Source organism: Dokdonella koreensis DS-123, assembly GCF_001632775.1.
Classification (GTDB): Bacteria; Pseudomonadota; Gammaproteobacteria; order Xanthomonadales; family Rhodanobacteraceae; genus Dokdonella; species Dokdonella koreensis.
This window is the reverse complement of sequence record NZ_CP015249.1, coordinates 969,951-987,260: the sequence shown is the minus strand read 5'-3', so window position 1 is coordinate 987,260 and position 17,310 is coordinate 969,951. Positions and strand designations below refer to the sequence as shown.

Annotated in this window: 13 protein-coding genes; 8 read left to right on the top strand and 5 right to left on the bottom strand. The window is 72.4% G+C overall.

What is annotated here, in order from left to right; genetic code table 11:
- Positions 1–113 precede the first annotated feature (113 nt).
- From I596_RS03840 to gspL, 4 genes are all read right to left on the bottom strand, one after another.
- On the bottom strand, positions 114–926 hold the full coding sequence (locus I596_RS03840) for an inositol monophosphatase family protein (RefSeq protein WP_067644441.1): 813 nt from the start codon (positions 924–926) through the stop codon (positions 114–116).
- Positions 927–939: 13 nt separating this feature from the next.
- A complete protein-coding gene (gene gspN, locus I596_RS03835; protein WP_067644439.1) occupies positions 940–1,707 on the bottom strand; it encodes a type II secretion system protein N in 768 nt (255 codons plus the stop codon).
- Positions 1,708–1,785: 78 nt separating this feature from the next.
- A complete protein-coding gene (gene gspM, locus I596_RS03830) occupies positions 1,786–2,277 on the bottom strand; it encodes a type II secretion system protein GspM (RefSeq protein ID WP_067644437.1) in 492 nt (163 codons plus the stop codon).
- The gene (gspL, locus tag I596_RS03825; protein WP_067644435.1) at positions 2,274–3,476 is read right to left on the bottom strand and encodes a type II secretion system protein GspL; all 1,203 of its coding nucleotides are present in this window, start codon (positions 3,474–3,476) and stop codon (positions 2,274–2,276) included. The genes gspM and gspL overlap by 4 nt, the downstream gene beginning before the upstream one ends.
- 167 nt (positions 3,477–3,643) lie before the next feature.
- Here gspL and I596_RS03820 point away from each other — a divergent pair, with 167 nt between their 5' ends.
- Complete coding sequence (locus I596_RS03820; protein WP_067644431.1) at positions 3,644–4,783, top strand: CAP domain-containing protein; 1,140 nt, start codon at positions 3,644–3,646, stop codon at positions 4,781–4,783.
- A gap of 39 nt (positions 4,784–4,822) precedes the next feature.
- Here the strand turns inward: I596_RS03820 and ssb are convergent, their stop codons facing one another.
- On the bottom strand, positions 4,823–5,338 hold the full coding sequence (ssb, locus tag I596_RS03815) for a single-stranded DNA-binding protein (protein WP_067644428.1): 516 nt from the start codon (positions 5,336–5,338) through the stop codon (positions 4,823–4,825).
- Positions 5,339–5,637: 299 nt separating this feature from the next.
- Between ssb and I596_RS03810 the strand changes: the two genes are divergently transcribed.
- From I596_RS03810 to I596_RS03780, 7 genes are all read left to right on the top strand, one after another.
- Positions 5,638–8,247 carry a bifunctional aspartate kinase/diaminopimelate decarboxylase gene (locus tag I596_RS03810; protein WP_257722436.1) on the top strand — a complete coding sequence of 870 codons (2,610 nt, stop codon included), beginning with the start codon at positions 5,638–5,640 and terminating at the stop codon, positions 8,245–8,247.
- A 65-nt stretch (positions 8,248–8,312) separates the two neighbouring features.
- Positions 8,313–8,708, top strand: a complete 396-nt coding sequence (locus I596_RS03805) for a hypothetical protein (RefSeq protein ID WP_067644425.1) — start codon at positions 8,313–8,315, stop codon at positions 8,706–8,708.
- Positions 8,695–10,032 carry a UDP-N-acetyl-alpha-D-muramoyl-L-alanyl-L-glutamate epimerase gene (gene murL, locus I596_RS03800; RefSeq protein WP_335340375.1) on the top strand — a complete coding sequence of 446 codons (1,338 nt, stop codon included), beginning with the start codon at positions 8,695–8,697 and terminating at the stop codon, positions 10,030–10,032. The genes I596_RS03805 and murL overlap by 14 nt, the downstream gene beginning before the upstream one ends.
- Before the next feature lie 2 nt (positions 10,033–10,034).
- On the top strand, positions 10,035–11,429 hold the full coding sequence (murD, locus tag I596_RS03795) for a UDP-N-acetylmuramoyl-L-alanine--D-glutamate ligase (protein WP_067651394.1): 1,395 nt from the start codon (positions 10,035–10,037) through the stop codon (positions 11,427–11,429).
- 320 nt (positions 11,430–11,749) lie between these two features.
- Positions 11,750–12,910, top strand: coding sequence for a GGDEF domain-containing protein (locus I596_RS03790; RefSeq protein ID WP_067644416.1), 1,161 nt, complete (start codon positions 11,750–11,752; stop codon positions 12,908–12,910).
- A 41-nt stretch (positions 12,911–12,951) separates the two neighbouring features.
- Complete coding sequence (locus tag I596_RS03785; protein ID WP_067644413.1) at positions 12,952–13,671, top strand: HAD family hydrolase; 720 nt, start codon at positions 12,952–12,954, stop codon at positions 13,669–13,671.
- 174 nt (positions 13,672–13,845) lie between these two features.
- On the top strand, positions 13,846–17,277 hold the full coding sequence (locus I596_RS03780; RefSeq protein ID WP_067644411.1) for a hypothetical protein: 3,432 nt from the start codon (positions 13,846–13,848) through the stop codon (positions 17,275–17,277).
- Positions 17,278–17,310 lie beyond the last annotated feature (33 nt).

Sequence of the window (17,310 nt, the reverse complement as noted above, 5' to 3'; positions counted from 1 at the left end):
GGCCCAAGTCAACAAAACCCGGGGCGAGCGGCCACGGCGGCGCCACGGCCGTCGCCGCCGGGACACAGGAAACCGCGGGTGGGAGCGGGGTGCCGGCCGGGCCGGCGGGGCGATCAGCCGGCGGCGGCGAAGGCCGCCAGGGCCTGCCGGTGCAGGGCCGGCGGGCCGGCGAGCGCGCTGCGCGTGTCCAGGCCGACCGGGGCGCCGTCGAGCGCGGTGAAGACGCCGCCGGCCTCGCGCACGATCACGACCAGGGCGGCGATGTCGAGGATGTTGAGGTCGGACTCGATCACCAGGTCGATCGCGCCGCGGGCGAGCAGGTGGTAGTGCAGGAAGTCGCCGTAGCCGCGGATGCGGCCGCTGCGGCGGACCAGGTCCGCCAGGACGTTCCAGCGCGCGTCGGCGGCCAGCGACTTGAGGTTGCCGGTCGAAACAGCCGTCTGCGGCCCGAACGCGTCGGCGTCGCCGACACGCAGCGGCTGCGGTGCCGACGCGGCCAGCCGCGTGTCGGCCAGGAAGGCGCCGCCGCCGCGCAGCGCCCAGGCGCGCTCGCCGTACTCGCCGGCGTCGGAAACGCCGAGCACCAGCTCGCCGCGATGCATCAGCGCGATCTGCGTCGAGAAGAACGGATAGCCACGCACGAAGGCCTTGGTGCCGTCGATCGGATCGATCAGCCAGAGCCAGTCGCCCTCGCCTTCGCGCCCCTCTTCCTCGCCGTAGAACGCGTGGTCCGGGAAGCGCGCGCGCAGCACCCGCTTGATCGCCGCCTCCGCCTCGCGGTCGGCCTCGGTGACCGGCGTGAGATCTTCTTTCGTGACGACCGCGAAGTCGCGCCGGCGATAGCGCGGCCCGATCACGGCCGCGGCCGCGTCGGCGGCTTCGAGGGCCGCGGACAAGGCCTGTTGCAGGAAGGAATCGGCCGGCATCGGCGACGGGGCGCTACAGCAGCGGGAACAGGCGGCCCTGCACGACCAGGTGCGAGGACCCGTCCGGCTGCGCCTGGCCCACGTAGCGCAGCGCCTCCTGGACACGGACGTCGTCGTTGCGTGCCGCCAGGCGCGCCTCGGCACCGAAGCGGTCGCTGCCGACGTCGAACATGCCCTCGACCGCGAGGTTTCCCTGCCCATCGTCGCGGACGACACCGCCGATGCCGCCGTCGGGCTTGGACGAGAAGTCCACCAGGATGTCGGAGAACCGGGCCTCGGCATGGCCCGAGACGCCCGCATCGCTCCAGCGCCCGGCGCCGTTGGCACCTTGCAGCCGGCCCTCGGCGATCCGCGCCTGGTTGAGGACGCCGTTGAAGGTGCCCAGCAGGTTCAACGCCGGGATGTCCAGCGCGGGCGCGGCCAGTTGCGCGGCGAAGCGGAAGCGCACGTCGCGCAGGTCGATGCTGCGATCCGGCAGGCGGGTCACCAGGCCGGCGGCCTCGACGTCGGCGCCCTTGATGCGGATGTCGGCCGCCACGCGGCCCCGCAGCAGCGGCCCCTTGGCGATCGTCCAGGACAGCTCGCCGAGGTCGCGGCCGAAGACGCTGACGCCGTCGGCGTGCCCGTCCCAGACGCTCCCGCGCACACCGCTCAGCACCACCGGTGCGAACCGGTGCCCGCCCCAGCGCCAGGCCAGCTCCGCCGGCATCGTCCAGACGAACACGCCGGCGACGACGCACAGCAGAACCACCAGGAGGATCAGGACTTTGAAGATGCGCATGGGAATCGGGCAAGACGAACGATGGACGAAGAAGACCGCGGGCCGGAGATCCCGCCGCAGCGATCCGGTGACCTTACCTCAGGGGGCGTCCTGCAATGTTACCCGCGCGTTCACGAGACCGACGCCCTCGACGCGGTCGGCCGAGAAATCGCTCGCCTGGATCCCGTAGTCGCGCGCCAGCCGCTCCAGCCAGGCGACGACGTCGTCGAAGGCGGCGTACTCGAAGCTGACGCGCACGCTGCCGCTGGCGACCGGCTCGACCCGGCGCAGGGCGCTCTCGAGGCCGTCGCTGCGCGCGGTGGCGTCCGCCAGCGCGAGCAGCGACTTGCCCTCGCGATCGGCCCGGGTCCGGGTGCCGGCGGCGCGCAGGCTGCCCAGCTCCGCCGCCGCGCCACGCACCTGCACCAGCTGCGCCCGCCCGGCCTCGACCGCCAGCGCCAGCTCGGCATGCTGCCGGCCCAGCGGATGCCAAACCAGCGCCCATACCAGTGCGATCACCGCGACGAGACCGCCGACCGCCAGCACCTGCCGCTCCCGCGATGCGCGGGCACGCCACCAGGCAGCGATCATGCGCCACCTCCGCTGATGCGGATGCGCGCGTCGACGCCGGCCTGGCCGCCCGCGGGATCCTGCCCGGTCTGGCTGGTGCCGGTGATCTCGGCGCGCAACCCCGGCAGCGCCGCCAGGCGCTCGCGCAACAGATCCAGCGTCTGCACGTCCGGTGCGCGCAGGCCCAGTTCCAGGGCGCCGTTGCGGTACTCGAGGCCGCGCGTCTGCACGCGCGTGCCACTGGCCAGCACCGGCGCGATCTTCGCCAGCAGGCCGAGCAGTCCATCGCCGCTACCGCCGCGCAGGCCCTGCAGCCGCAACTGCAGCAACTGGTCCGGCTGGACGCCGGCCAGGGCATCGCCGTCCAGTTCGGGCAGCGCCTGCCGGACGCTCTCGCGCATCGCCGCCTGCAATTGGTCGGACTCGCGTTGCAGGCGCATCACGCCCAGGCCGCGCTCGGCCAGGCCCAGCAGCAGCACTACCGCGGCCAGCGCCGCCGCGAGCCGCCAGCGGCGCCCGCCGGCCGCACCGCGGTGCGCCGGCGCGAAGTCGCCCTCCAGCAGGTTCGCCGGTATCCGCGCCAGCCCTGCGGCGAGGAACGCCAGCACGTCGCGCTGGCGCTCGTGGTAGCGGCCGGCGCCCGCCAGTACCGGCGCGCCGGCGCTGCGGAAGTCGTACACCTGCAGCTCGGACGCCGGAACCCCGGCCTGGCCGAGCCAGTCGGCCAGGCCGTCGGCAGGGCAGGCCATGCCCGCGTCCGGCGCCACGCGCAGCACGGCGCGGCCCGGCTCGACCAGCGCGGTGGCGGGCGCCAGTGCCAGCGTCTCCGGCAACAGCACATCGGGTTTGATGCCGCGCGCGGCGAGCTGGTCGAGCCAGTCGCGCAGGCGCGCCCGCGCGACCACCAGCACACCGAGCCGGTCGGCTTCCGGCCCCGCCAGCGGCACCGGCACGAACTGCTGCTCCTCGACCGGCGCCAGCAGCAGGTCCTCCACCGCGAACGGCAGCGCCCGCAGGAGCTGGGCGCGACTGCGCGCCGACAGCGTCACGCCGGCCAGCAGCACGTCTTCGGAAGGCACCAGCACGACGATCTGGCGCGCCTGCGCGACGATCGCCGGTGGCGGATCGCCGGCCACGCCCGCGCCGGACCTGCCGAGCCAGGACACCTGCCCGTCGGGACTCAAGCGCAGCAGCAGGCGATCGGACGTAGCGGAAGCCATCGGCAAGAGATTTCGGGTGGAGCGGCCGGCGCACCGCACGCGGCCAGACAGGCCGGCATGATCCCACAGGAGGCCGGTCGAACACGATATTGAGGCTTTGGCAGCGATTGCTTGACATCGCCGCGGGCAGACTGCCGCGCCCTTCGTGCCGTGAGAACCCGCAACCGATGACCCGCTCCACAACCGGCGGCGGCCGCGCCGTCCGCCCGGCACCGCCCCTGCGGACCTGGCGACCGGCCGCTTTGGCCGCCGTGCTGGCCGCCGCACCGCTGGCCGGCGCCCAGGTCCCGCCCGACGGCGGACTCGCTCCGCCACCACGTATGGATTCCGCCGAAGCGGCCACGACGACCGCCGCCGCTTCGACATCGCCGAATGCCGGCAGCGCGGCATGCACCGTGACCATCGATCCGGCCAGCCGGACCTCGGTCAGCAATGCCTATTTCGGCGTGTTCCTGCCGCAGTCGCTGGCAGCCATCGGCTGGACCGGCACGATCACGCCCTGCGCCGCCGGCACCACGACGGCGGCCTACCTGGCGGCGACGATCGAGCGCGTGAATTTCTACCGTGCCCTGGCAGGGCTGCCCGGCACCGTGGCGTTGATGGACGCCACGGCGGTACAGGGCGCGCAGGAGGCGGCCCTGATGTTCGCGGCCAACGGCCAGATCAGCCACAGCCCGCCGGACGGCTGGCTGTGCCATACGGCGGCCGGCGCCGGCGCTGCCGGGGCCTCCAACATCGCGCTGGGGCTGGCCGGCCCCGACGCGATGGTCGCGTACATGGACGACTACGGCAGCGGCAACGGCATGGTCGGCCACCGCCGCTGGATCCTCTACCCACCGCAGGCGCAGATGGCGTCCGGCAGCATCGACGGCAGCGCCAGCTGGCCCTCCAATGCGCTGCGCGTCATCGGCGGTTTCGGCAACCGTCCCGCCACGCCCGGCGGCGTGGCCTGGCCGCCGGCCGGCTACGTGCCGTGGCAGCTGCTGCCCGGCCTCTCCAACCGCTGGTCGTTCTCGTGGCCGGGCGCGAACTTCGCCCAGGCGACCGTCACGATGACACGCGACGGCCAGGCGCTCGGCAGCGTGGGCTACGAGCCGCTGGCCAACGACATCGGCTATGCCGACAACACCCTGGTCTGGCTGCCGCAGGGCATGAACTACGGCCAGCCGGCGCGGGATACGGTCTACCGCGTGACGATCAACGGCGCCAGCGGCAACGGCATCCCGGCCAGCCTGTCCTACCAGGTGGTGGTGTTCCACCCCGACGGCCCGCCGGAAACCCTGTTCGGCAACGGCTTCGACGGCTGAGCGCGGCGGCGAGGCCGCAGCGCCGGATGCCGGCCGGGATCAGAACGGGATGTCGTCGTCCTCGAAGGTGTCGGGCGGCTGGTTCGAGGAGGCCGGCGGTGCCGAGCGCGCCGGCGCGGCACCACGGGCCGGGCCGCGCTCGCGGCCGTAGCCGCCACCGCCACCACCCCCGCTTCCGCCGCCACCGTAGCCGCCTTCACCGCCACCGCCGCCGGCACCACCGCCGCCGAGCATCTGCATCTCGTTGGCCACGATGTCGGTGGTGTAGCGCTCGACGCCGTCCTTGTCGGTGTACTTGTTGGTCCGCAGCGAACCCTCGATGTAGACCTGCCGTCCCTTCTTGAGGTACTCGCCGGCGATCTCGCCGAGCTTGCCGAACAGCACCACGCGGTGCCATTCGGTCCGCTCCTGGTTCTCGCCGGTCTGCTTGTCGCGCCAGGATTCGGAGGTGGCCAGGCGGATGTTGGTGATCGCCGCACCGCTGGCGGTGTAGCGGGTCTCCGGATCGGCGCCGAGGTTGCCGACGAGAATGACCTTGTTGATACCACGTGCCATGAACAGAAACCTCCGGGAATGCGGCGCGCAGTGCGCGCTGGACGAGGCGCAGGATAGTACCGCGAAAGCGGCCGGGCACAGAGCGCCGCCTTTTCGCCGCGGGCCGTAGGAAATCGCCCCGGGGCCGCCCGCCGGCGGACAGCACGGCGCCCGTTTCGCCGTTGCGTTCTGCTGCGCCGCACGAAAGAATGCGGCCGCCGGACGCGCACCGGCGCGCCGGCCGCCTCGATGCGGCACGGCGCGTACGGCCGCGGTCGCGCGCCCCTCTCACGCCAGCCCCCCGAGGATTCGACGAACACGTGAACAGCACCCCTGCCCTGCTCCCGGCCGACGCGCCGTGGATCGTGATCAAGTTCGGCGGCACCAGCGTCTCGACGCGGCCGCGCTGGGACACCATCGCGCGCATTGCAGGGACCCACCGAAAACAGGGAAAACGGGTGCTGATCGTGGTTTCGGCGTTGTCGGGCATCACCGACCAGCTCAAGGCGATCGGCGAGGCCTGCGCCGACGCCGCGCGCTGCCGCGCGTTCTACGTCGGCATCGTCGAGCGCCATCACGCGCTGTTCGACGACCTGGAGCTGCGCTCGCGCAACGCCCTGGACGGCTGGCTGGCGCGCCTGGACCAGCTGCTCGGCGATCCGCGGCGACCGGCCGGCGTGCTGTCCTGGCAGGCCGAACTACTCGCGCACGGCGAGCTGCTGTCGAGCACGCTGGGCGCGCTGTACCTCAATGCCACCGACCTGGCCACGCACTGGATCGATTCGCGCGACCACTTCCGCTGCGAGGCGCTGCCGAACCAGAGCGAATGGGGCCGCTGGCTGTCGGCCTCGGTCGAGGCCCGGCCGGACCCGGCCGCCGCCGCTGCGCTGGCCGCGCGCGGCGATGTCTTCATCGCGCAGGGCTTCATCGCGCGCAATGCCGAAGGGATGACCACGGTCCTCGGCCGTGGCGGCTCGGATACCTCGGCCGCCTACTACGGCGCCCTGCTCTCGGCCGAGGCGGTCGAGATCTGGACCGACGTGCCCGGCATGTTCAGCGCCAATCCGCGCCAGGTGCCCGATGCGCGGCTGCTGTCCCGGCTCGACTACGCCGAAGCGCAGGAGATCGCGACCACCGGCGCCAAGGTGCTGCACCCGCGCTGCATCCACCCGCTGCGCGAAACGCGCGTGCCGCTGCGGATCAAGGACACCAACCGGCCCGACCTGCCCGGCACCGCGATCGGCTGGAGCACGGTGCAGACGGCGCCGAGCGTCAAGGCGATCAGCTCGCGCAAGGGCATCACCCTGGTCTCGATGGAGTCGATCAGCATGTGGCAGCAGGTCGGCTTCCTGTCCGACGTGTTCGCCGCCTTCAAGGCGCACGGCCTGTCGGTGGACCTGATCGGCTCGGCGGAGACCAATGTCACCGTCTCGCTCGACCCGTCCGACAACCTGCTCAATTCCGACGTGCTGGCGCGGCTGTGCGCGGACCTGGAACAGTTCTGCCGGGTCAAGGTGATCGCGCCCTGCGCCGCGATCACGATGGTCGGGCGCGGCATGCGCGCGATGCTGCACAAGCTCTCGGCCGTGCTCGCCGAGTTCGGTGCGCTCGACGTGCATCTGATCTCGCAGTCGTCAAACAACCTCAACCTGACCTTCGTCGTCGAGGAAGGCCTGGCCGACACGCTGATCCCGCGCCTGCACGCACTGCTGATCCGCGCCGAGGCGATGCGCGTGGACGACGGCGCCGTGTTCGGCCCGAGCTGGCGCGAGCTGGCCGAAGGCGCGGCCACCGCCGCGCCGGCCGCCTGGTGGCGCCGCCGCCGTACGGCGCTGCTGGAGCTGGCCGCAGCCGGTACCCCGCGCTACGCCTACGACCTGGACCAGGTCCGCACCCAGGCGCGCGGCCTGACCGCGCTCGGCGCGGTCGACCGCTGGCACTATGCGCTCAAGGCCAATCCGCAGGCCGACATCCTGCGCACGCTGCACGCCGAAGGCTTCGCGTTCGAATGCGTCTCCTTCGCCGAGGTGGAGCACGTCCGCCGCACGCTGCCGGATCTCGCACCCGAGCGGATCCTGTTCACGCCGAACTTCGCGCCGCGCGAGGAGTACCGCGCCGGACTGGCCGCCGGCGTGCGCGTCACGCTGGACGCGCTGCACCCGATCACCGAATGGGGTGCAGATTTCGCCGGCCACGACATCCTGCTGCGCGTGGACCTCGGCAGCGGCCGCGGCCACCACGACAAGGTCAAGACCGGGGGCGCCCAGTCCAAGTTCGGCGTCGCGCTGGACGAGATCGAGACCTTCCGCGAGCACGCGCGCCGGCACGGGGCGCGGATCGTCGGCCTGCACGCGCACCTGGGCTCGGGCATCCTGGACGCCGGCCACTGGCGTGGCGTCTGCGCGCAGATGGCGAGCCTGGCCGAGCGCTTCAACCGCATCGAGATCCTCGACCTCGGCGGCGGCCTCGGCGTGCCTTCGCGGCCGGAGGACGTGCCGCTGGACCTGGCCGAGCTCGGCGCCGCGCTGGCCGAGGTGCAGCGCGCCTATCCGCAGTTCCGGCTGTGGATGGAGCCGGGACGCTACCTGGTCGCCGAAGCCGGCGTGCTGCTGGCCCGCGTGACCCAGGTCAAGCGCAAGGGCGAGGTGCACTACGTCGGCATCGACACCGGCATGAACTCGCTGATCCGGCCGGCGCTGTACGAGGCCTGGCACGCGATCGTCAACCTCTCGCGCCTGGACGAGCCGCCGACCGACCTGGTCCAGGTGGTCGGCCCGATCTGCGAGACCGGCGACGTGCTGGGCCACAACCGCCGGCTGCCGCCCTGCCGCGAAGGCGACGTGATCCTGATCGCCGAAGCGGGCGCCTACGGCGCCGCGATGGGCTCGCGCTACAACCTGCGCGAGCCGGCGGCCGAGGTGGTCGTCTGATCGGCGCGCGCGCCCGGCTGCACCTGGTCGCCGCCGCGATCCCGGCCGGCATCGCGGCCCTGTGGGTGCTGCTGCTGGCCGGGGGCCCGCTCGGCGCGGCCCTCCGCCGCGTCGCCCTGGTCGCGGTGCCGGCGGTGGCCGCCACCGGGCTGGCGGCCTGGCTGCGCTGGTCGGCCCTGGAGCGGCGCGCCCGCAGCGGCAGCGGCGGCTGGCAGACCGGCATCGGCATGGCGGCGCTGAGCCATGCGCTGTTCGGCCTGCTGCTGGCGCTGGCCCTGATGCTGGCGACGGGACCGGCCTACTGGATCCACGGCGGCGGCTGGAACCTGCCGCTGCAGGCGCTGTTCTTCTCGCTGGCCTCGCTCGGCGCGGTCGGCATTCCCTCGTTTCTGTTGGCCGCGTGGCTCGCGCAGGACACCGCCGCGCGGCGACGCAAGGAGCTTGCCCGTGACCCTGCCTGACCCGCGCGCGGCGCGTGCGTTCCGCTTCGTCGGCCGCGACTACGTCGACGGCGAGGTGCGCCTGACCTATGCGTTCGACGACGGCCCGGACCTGGTCGAGCGCATCGGCTTCCCCGGCGCGCCGCAACCGGCACCGGACCGGCGCGCGGCGTTCGAGCGCGCGCTGGACCTGCTGCTCCTGGTCGCCGGTGTCAGCTACTACAAGGCCGGCATACCGCGGCAGCTCGCGATCGAGGGGACGCTGCCGGCGACACCGACCGCAGCCCTGCTGGAGGACCTCTACCGGCACGGCCTGGGCGAGTTCGCCTGGCACAACCGCCTGGACCTGCGCGACCGGATCGCCTTCCCGGCCGTCGCCGGCGACGGCGCCGCGGCACCGGCCCTGCACCTGCCGCGCCGTACCCTGGTACCGATCGGCGGCGGCAAGGATTCACTGGTCAGCGTGGAACTGCTCAAGCGGGCCGGCGAGCCGGCCACCGCGGCATGGATCGGCACGTCCCCGCTGATCGAGGCCTGCGCCGCGCGCACCGGCCTGCCGACGCTCAACATCACCCGCCAGGTCTCGCCGCTGCTGTTCGAATACAACCGCGCCGGCGCCTGGAACGGCCACGTCCCGGTGACCGCGATCAACTCGGCGATCCTGGTCGTCGCGGCGATCCTCTACGGCTACGACGCGATCGCGTTCTCGAACGAACGCTCGGCGTCGAGCGCGACGCTCGAGTACGAGGGCCAGGCCGTCAACCACCAGTGGAGCAAGAGCTGGGACTTCGAGCGCGGGTTCGGCGAGGAGGTCGCGCAGCGGATCGCCGCCGACCTGCACTACTACTCCCTGCTGCGTCCGCTGTCCGAGCTGGCCGTGGCCGAGCGCTTCGCGCGCGAGAGCCGCTACGACGCGGTGTTCTCCAGTTGCAACCGCAATTTCCGCCTCCTGGGCCCGAAGCCGGCCGACCGCTGGTGCGGCCAGTGCCCCAAGTGCCATTTCGTGTTCCTGGCGCTGGCGCCGTTCATGCCCAAGCCGCGCCTGCTGGGGATCTTCGGCGGCAACCTGCTGGACCAGCCGGAGCTGGCCCCGGGTTTCGACGCGCTGCTGGAGTATCGCGACCACAAGCCGTTCGAATGCGTCGGCGAGGGCCGCGAGTCGCGCGCCGCGCTGGCGTTTCTCGCACGCCGCGCGGAGTGGCGCGAGGACGCCCTGGTCGAGCGCTTCACCACCGAGATCCGGCCGCAGCTGGCCGCCGGCGAGCTCGCACTCGAACCGCTGCTGGTGCCGTCCGGCGAGCACCGCATCCCGGCCGCCCTGACCGCCCTGGCCGAGTGCGGCTGACGATGCGCATCGCCGACCTCGCCGGCCTGCGCGTGGCGATCTGGGGCTACGGCCGCGAAGGCCGGGCCGCGATCGCCGCCCTGCGCCGGCGCCTGCCGGCGCTGCCGCTGACCGTGCTGTGCCGGGCCGACGAAGCGGCGCAGGTCCGGGCCGACCTGGCGGCGGCACCCGCGCAGCCGCAGGCCGAGCCGACGCGGATCCTCACCGCGGCGCCGGATGCCGCCACGCTGTCGGCCTTCGACGTCGTCATCAAGTCGCCCGGCATCAGCGCCTGGCTGCCGGACCTGCTCGACGCCCGCCGCAACGGCACGCGCTTCACGTCCGGCACGGCGCTGTGGTTCGCCGAGCATCCCGAGGCGCGCGTGGTCGCGGTGACCGGCACCAAGGGCAAGAGCACCACCACCGCGCTGATCGCGCATCTCCTGCGTCGCAGCGGCCGTCGCGTCGCGCTGGCCGGCAACATCGGGCTGCCGCTGCTGGACCTGCTCGACCCCGCCGAGCCACCCGACTGGTGGGTGATCGAGCTGTCGAGCTTCCAGACCGGCGAGGCCGGCGAGGTCGCGGTCGGCCTGGTGACCAACCTGTACGAGGAACACCTGGACTGGCACGGCGATCGCGCGCGCTACGTCGCCGACAAGCTGCGCCTCGCCGATGCCGCGCGCGTGCTGGTGGTCAACGGCCTGCAGCCGGAACTGCAGCGGCTGACCGCGGCCCACCCTGCGGTCCGCTGCTTCGGTACGCCCGAAGGCTGGCATGTCGCGGCCGGCGGCATCGCCTGCGGCTCGCGGACACTGGCCGCCTCCGGCGTGCTGGCGCTGCCGGGACGCCACAATGCGCTCAATGCCTGCGCCGCCCTCGCCACGATCGAGGCCGCCGGCGAGGACGCCGTCGCCGCCGCGGCCCACCTGGGCAGCTTCCGTCCGTTGCCGCATCGCCTGCAGCCGCTGGGCGAGCGCGCCGGCCTGCACTTCGTCGACGACAGCATCGCGACCACGCCGCAGGCCACGCTCGAAGCCCTGCACAGCCTGGCCGATCCCGGCCGCGCGACGGTGATCGTCGGCGGCCACGACCGCGGCCTGGACTGGCAGCCGTTCGCCGCGGCGATGCACCGGCAGCCGCCGCAGGCGATCGTCGTCAACGGCGCCAGCGCGGCACGCGTGGGCGCACTGCTGCGCGAGACCGGCGGCGGCTACCGCCTGCGGATCGTCACGACGCTGGCCGAGGCGGTGGCTGCCGCGCGCGAGGAAACGCCGGCCGGCGGCACCGTGCTGCTATCGCCCGGCGCGCCCAGCTTCGACCAGTTCCGCGACTATGCCGAGCGCGGACGCGCCTTCGCGGCGCTGGCCGGCTTCGACCCGGACACGATCGGCTCGATCGAAGGCCTCGGCATCGCCTAGGTGCGACCGGCGCTGCCACGCCGAAGCAACGAGCAGCCGCAGCATCGGCGCCGGCCAGGGATGAATGCCGCGGGCGCCGATGCGCCCTTCGTCAATGCGGATACCGAACACCACGCCGCCCAAGCGCAGGTGCGGCGCCCCCCGGTTGCAGCGGCGATGTACGCGCGACCAGGCGCGTCCACCGCACGTCGGCGGCTGCCTCGCGCACGCCCGCTCCGCGCGAAACCGCCGGGCTCCGGCTTGACAGGCCCGGCCGGCTGTCGGAGGGTGCGCGCACGAGGCTCGGCCCGGATCGGCCGATCCCACCAGGACGGCCGGGCGTGGATTCCGAGGATTTCCCGACATCGACGGCCGGCGCCGAACGCGCCGGCTATCGCAATCAGCTGGCGATCGCCGATACGTTCTCGCGCTCGGCGACGAGCGGCTACCTGTACCTGATCGGGGCGGTCGCGGCGATCCTGGCCTCGGACATGCACGCCGCCTATCCGGTCGCCGCCGGCGCCCTGCTGGCGAGCTTCCTGCTGCTGGCCCTGGTCCGCCAGTCGATGCGGCCGCCGGCAGCGGACGGCGACGGCGGCGCCTGGGTCCGGCGCTACACCGGCGTGATGGCGCTGAGCGCGCTGCTGTGGGGCGGCATGCAGGTCTGGATCCTGCTGGACGACTATTTCCCGGCGCCGGTCCGGACGCTGTCGCTGTTCGGCACGATCGCCTATGCGACGGTCTTCGCCCACCTGTACACGACGATCCTGCGCATCGCGGTCGCCGGCATCGCCGCGATCTTCCTGCCGCCGCTGATCGTGCTGTGGACGATGCCCGGCCTGCACATGCTGGCGGCCGCATTCGGGCTCTACGGCGGCTACCTGGTCTTCGCGATGCTGCGGTCGCGCCGCGACTACCTCAAGCAGCTGGACCTGCACGAGGCACTGCGCGAACAGCGCGACCGCTACGCGCGGCTCAGCCGCACCGACGCGCTGACCGGCCTGGCCAACCGCCGCCACTTCGCCGCGAAACTGGACGCGGCGATCGCGCAGCCGGGCACCGATGTCGCGCTGCTGCTGCTGGACATCGACCACTTCAAGGCGATCAACGATGCCCACGGCCATGTCGCCGGCGACGCCGCGCTCAAGGCGGTCGCCGAGCGGCTGCGCATCGCGTTCGGCGACCACGACGCGGTACTGGCCCGGATCGGCGGCGAGGAATTCGGCGTCGTGCTCAAGGGCGCCGTGGCGGCCGGCGCGCTGTCCCAGGCCGAGCGGATCCGTCACGCGCTGGCGGGCGATCCGCTGATCTGCGACGGCCGCTCGCTGCCGGTCACGGTCAGCATCGGCGCCGGCCTCTACGATCCGGTGCGGCACGCCGACGGCGATGCGTTCTATCGCGCGGTCGATCTCGCGCTCTACGCCGCCAAGGCCCGCGGCCGCAACCGCGTGCAGCCGGCCGCCGGCGCGACCGGCCAGGAGACGGCGGCCGAAGGCGCGTAGAATCGGCTTCCGCCTGCACGGCATGACGGCTTCAGGTTCCGATGCTGCAACTGATTGGTTTCGACGGCGACGACACGCTCTGGCACAGCCAGGACTACTACGACGCGGCCCAGGCCGAGTTCGAGCGCATCGTCGGCGCCTACATCGACCTGGCCGACGCGCGCGTGCACGAGCGCCTGCTGGCGATCGAGACCGGCAACATCGGCCTGTTCGGCTATGGCGCTAAGGGCATGACGCTGTCGATGATCGAGGCGGCCTATGACGTCACCTGCGGCCGCATCAGCGCCGCCGACCTGCACCGGCTGGTCGGCCTCGGCAAGGAGGTGCTGGCGCATCCGGTCGAGCTGCTGCCGGGCATCCGCGAAGCGGTGGAGGCCGTCGCCACCACGTACCGCGTCGTGCTCATCACCAAGGGCGACCTGATCCACCAGCAGGCCAAGGTGGTGCGCTCGCACCTGGCCGACCTGTTCCACCGGATCGAGATCGTGACCGAGAAGGACCCGCACGCCTATGCGCGCGTGCTGCGCGAGTGCGAGGTCCCGCCCGGCGCGTTCGCGATGGTCGGCAACTCGCTGCGCTCGGACATCGCGCCGGTCGTCCAGCTCGGCGGCTGGGGCATCTACATGCCCTACCACTCCACCTGGTCGCTGGAGATGGACACGGCGTTTTCCGCCGAGGATGCGCGCGTGGTCCAGGTGACCGACGCGCGCGGCATTCCCGAGGCCGTCGCCCTGCTCGACCGCACCGCCGCGACGCCCTGACCGCGACCGGCCACCGCGGCCGCCCGGGATGCCGGCTGCCGGCGGCGGCCGCGGCAGCCGGTCGGCCGCTGCGTCATAATCGGTGCACAAGCCACCGTCCGGGGCGGCTGCAGGCGGTACGGCCGGCCTGCGTGGGGCGCCCGGTGGCAGGCCGTCCATCGTCAGGGGATCTCCATGCTCCGCATACCGAAGGCCGCGCTCGTCGCGTCGCTGCTGCTTGCCGCGCTGCCCGCGCCCGCGATCCAGCCCTACCAGCCCGACCCGGCCACCGAGGCCACGCGCCGGATGCCGGCCCGCAGCTTCCACGACGACGCCCTCGACGTGACGCCGTCGCTCGGGCTCGATGCCGTTCGCGACGCCGTGCTGCAAGCACGCCTGGCCGGTTTCACGCAGCGGCACGGCACGGCGTGGGAATTGCGCTGGGATACGCGCGGCGACCGGCCGAACGTGGTCCAGGGCAGCGGCGTGCCGCTGATCCCGGGGCGCGGCAACACGCTGTCGCCGGCCGCGTTCGGCCTCGCGCCGGACGCGGTGCCGGACCGCGAACAGGTCGCGCGCGAGGGGCGCCGCTTCATCGACGAGACCGCCGAACTGCTCGGCGCGCGCGGCCTGGACCTGCGCCTGGACGAGGCGCGCAGCAGCGCGTTCGGCGACGGCAGCCCGCGCTGGTTCCTCGAGTACGCGCAGTATCACGACGGCGTCCGCGTCGAAGGGGCCTTCGTCTACCTGCGCATCGCGCACGGCAACATCGTGCAGTTCGGTGCCGAGCGGATCGGCGAAGTCGCCCTCGACGCGACGCCGACGCTGACCCGCGACGCCGCCTTCGCGGCGGCCTGGCGCGAGCTGGGCTTTCCCGCCGATACGCGGCTGGCCGAGACGGTCGAGGCCGGCACGCTGGCGATCCATCCGCGCCTGCCGGCCGGCGAGCAGCCGGGCATGGCGTTCTCCGGCGCACGGGGCAGCGGCTACGCCCACCTGCTGGCGTGGCGCTACGTCTTCCGCCTCGAAGGCGACGGGGCGACCTGGCAGGTGCTGGTCGACGCCCATGACGGCCACGTCGTCGAGGCGCGCGACCTGACCGTGTATGCCGACGCGACGGTCACCGGTGGCATCTACCCGAACACCAACACCGATCCGGAGATCGTCGTCCCGTTCCCGTTCACCGCCGTCACCAACAACGGCGCCAAGGTCACCGACAGCGAAGGCGTCTACGACTACACCGGCGGTACGGCCACCTCGACGCTCAACGGCCGCTACTTCCGCATGAGCGATGCCTGCGGATCGATCTCGCTCAGCAACACCAGCACCGGTAACCTCGACTTCGGCAGCGGCTTCGGCACCGACTGCACCACGCCCGGTTCCGGCGGCGCCGGCAATACGCATGCCTCGCGCAGCGGCTTCTACCACCTGACGCGGATCAACGAGAAGGCGCGCTCGATCCTGCCCGACAACAGCTGGCTGCGGACCACGGTCACCGCCAACATGAACATCAGCCAGACCTGCAACGCGTCCTGGAACGGCAGCTCGCTGAACTTCTTCAAGTCCGGCGGCGGCTGTTCCAACACCGGCGAGATCGCCGCGGTGTTCCTGCACGAATGGGGACACGGCCTGGACAGCAACACCGGCGGCGCCGCCAACGAGTACGGCAGCGGCGAAGCGGTCGGCGACACGTTCGCGTTCCTGGAAACCCGCGACAGCTGCATTGGGCCGAACTTCCGGCCCGGCCGGGTCTGCTTAGGCTGCACCACGTGCACCGGCGTGCGCGACGTCAACGATTTCAGCCTGCTCGGCTCGCGCACGCTGGCCACGCCCGCCAACGTCACCGCCTCGTCAGGCATCAACTGCGGCGCCTATGTCGGCCTGACCGGCGTCGCCTGCCCGTACGTCGCGTCCAACGGCGCGCCGTACCGCGGACCGATGGGCTACGAGGGGCACTGCGAGAGCTACATCGCCTCCAGCGCCAACTGGGACCTGGCCCACATGCTGATCGACGCCCACGGCGAGGAGAAGGGCTGGCGGCAGATGGACCAGATCTGGTACGCCAGCCTGACGCCGTCCAAGAGCGCCTACCGGGTGGAAAGCGGCGGCCAGTGCAACACCGCCGCGACGGTCAACGGCTGCGGGGCCACCAACTGGTACACGGTGTTCGTCGCGGCCGACGACGACGACGGCAATCTCGCCAACGGCACGCCCAATGCCTGCCGGATCTGGGACGCGTTCAATGCACACGGCATCGCCTGCGGCACCCGCCCGGCCTGCTCGGCCAGCGCCGCCGATTTCGCACTGGCGGTACCGGCCGCCGCACAGGCGGTGTGCGCCGGCACACCGGCCACCTATCCAGTCGAGGTGATCGCCGAGGGTGGCTTCAACCAGCCGGTGACGCTGGCGGCCACCGGGCTGCCGGCCGCTGCCAGCGCGAGCTTCGCACCGAACCCGGTCTCGCCGGGCACAACCTCGACCCTGACGATCGCCACCGGCACCGCGACGCCGCCCGGCAGCCACGCGATCACGGTCAACGGCACCGCCGCCGGCAGTCCCGGCCACAATGTGGCGGTCGCGCTGACGGTCTCGGCGCCGCTGTCGGCGCCGCCCGTCCTGCAGACGCCGGCCGACGGCGCCAACGGGGTCGCCACGCCAGTCGCCTTCACCTGGTCAGCGGTACCCGGCGCAACATCCTATGCAATCGAGGTCGCCACCGACCCCAGCTTCGATACCTCGGTCGCCAATGCCAGCGGACTGGTCGCGACGACCTGGACGACATCGGCGCTCAGTGGCGGCACCACCTACTACTGGCGCGTGCGTGCCACCAATGCCTGCGGGACCGACGCCCTGTCGAGCGCGTCGCGCTTCACCACCACCAGTCTGGTCTGCCGCGATCTCAGCCTGCCGATTCCGGACGAGGGCCAGGTGAGCGACGACATGACGATCTCCGGTACGCGATTGCTCCAGCGCCTCAATCTGCACATCAAGACGACTCATTCGTACGTCGGCGACCTCACCTACACGCTCAGCCACGGCGGCCACGACGTCGTCGTGATCCATCGCCCAGGCGTGCCGGCATCGACCTGGGGTTGCGATGGACAGGACATCGACGCGATCCTCGACGATCTGTCGACGGAGCCGGCCGAAAACATGTGCAACGCCACGCCTCCGGCAATCGCGGGCGTCCTTCGCCCTAACCAGTCATTGGACCTGGCCTTCGGCGGTCAAAGCATCGGCGGCACCTGGACGCTGACCGTTGCCGACAACGCCAGCGGCGACACGGGCGTGCTCACACATTGGTGCATCAGCCCAGCCTTCATTCCGGACTATACGGTCGGTGGCATGGTCGGCGGCCTGACTGGCACCGGCCTGGCCCTGCAACTCAACGGCGGCACCGCACTGCGAATCGAAGGCAACGGCAGCTTCGTATTCTCGGAGCGGATCAGCACCGGCGGCGCCTATGCGGTGACCATCGCCACCCAGCCGGTCGATCCCGAACAGGCCTGCACGGTCGCCAGCGGCAGCGGCACCATCGGCACCACCGATGTCACCGACGTCGTGGTGACCTGCCGGACCGACGTCACCGACCGCCTGTTCGCCGACGACTTCGAAGCCAGGCCCTGATCGCAGGCACCGGTACGAGGCGGGTCCTCGTAC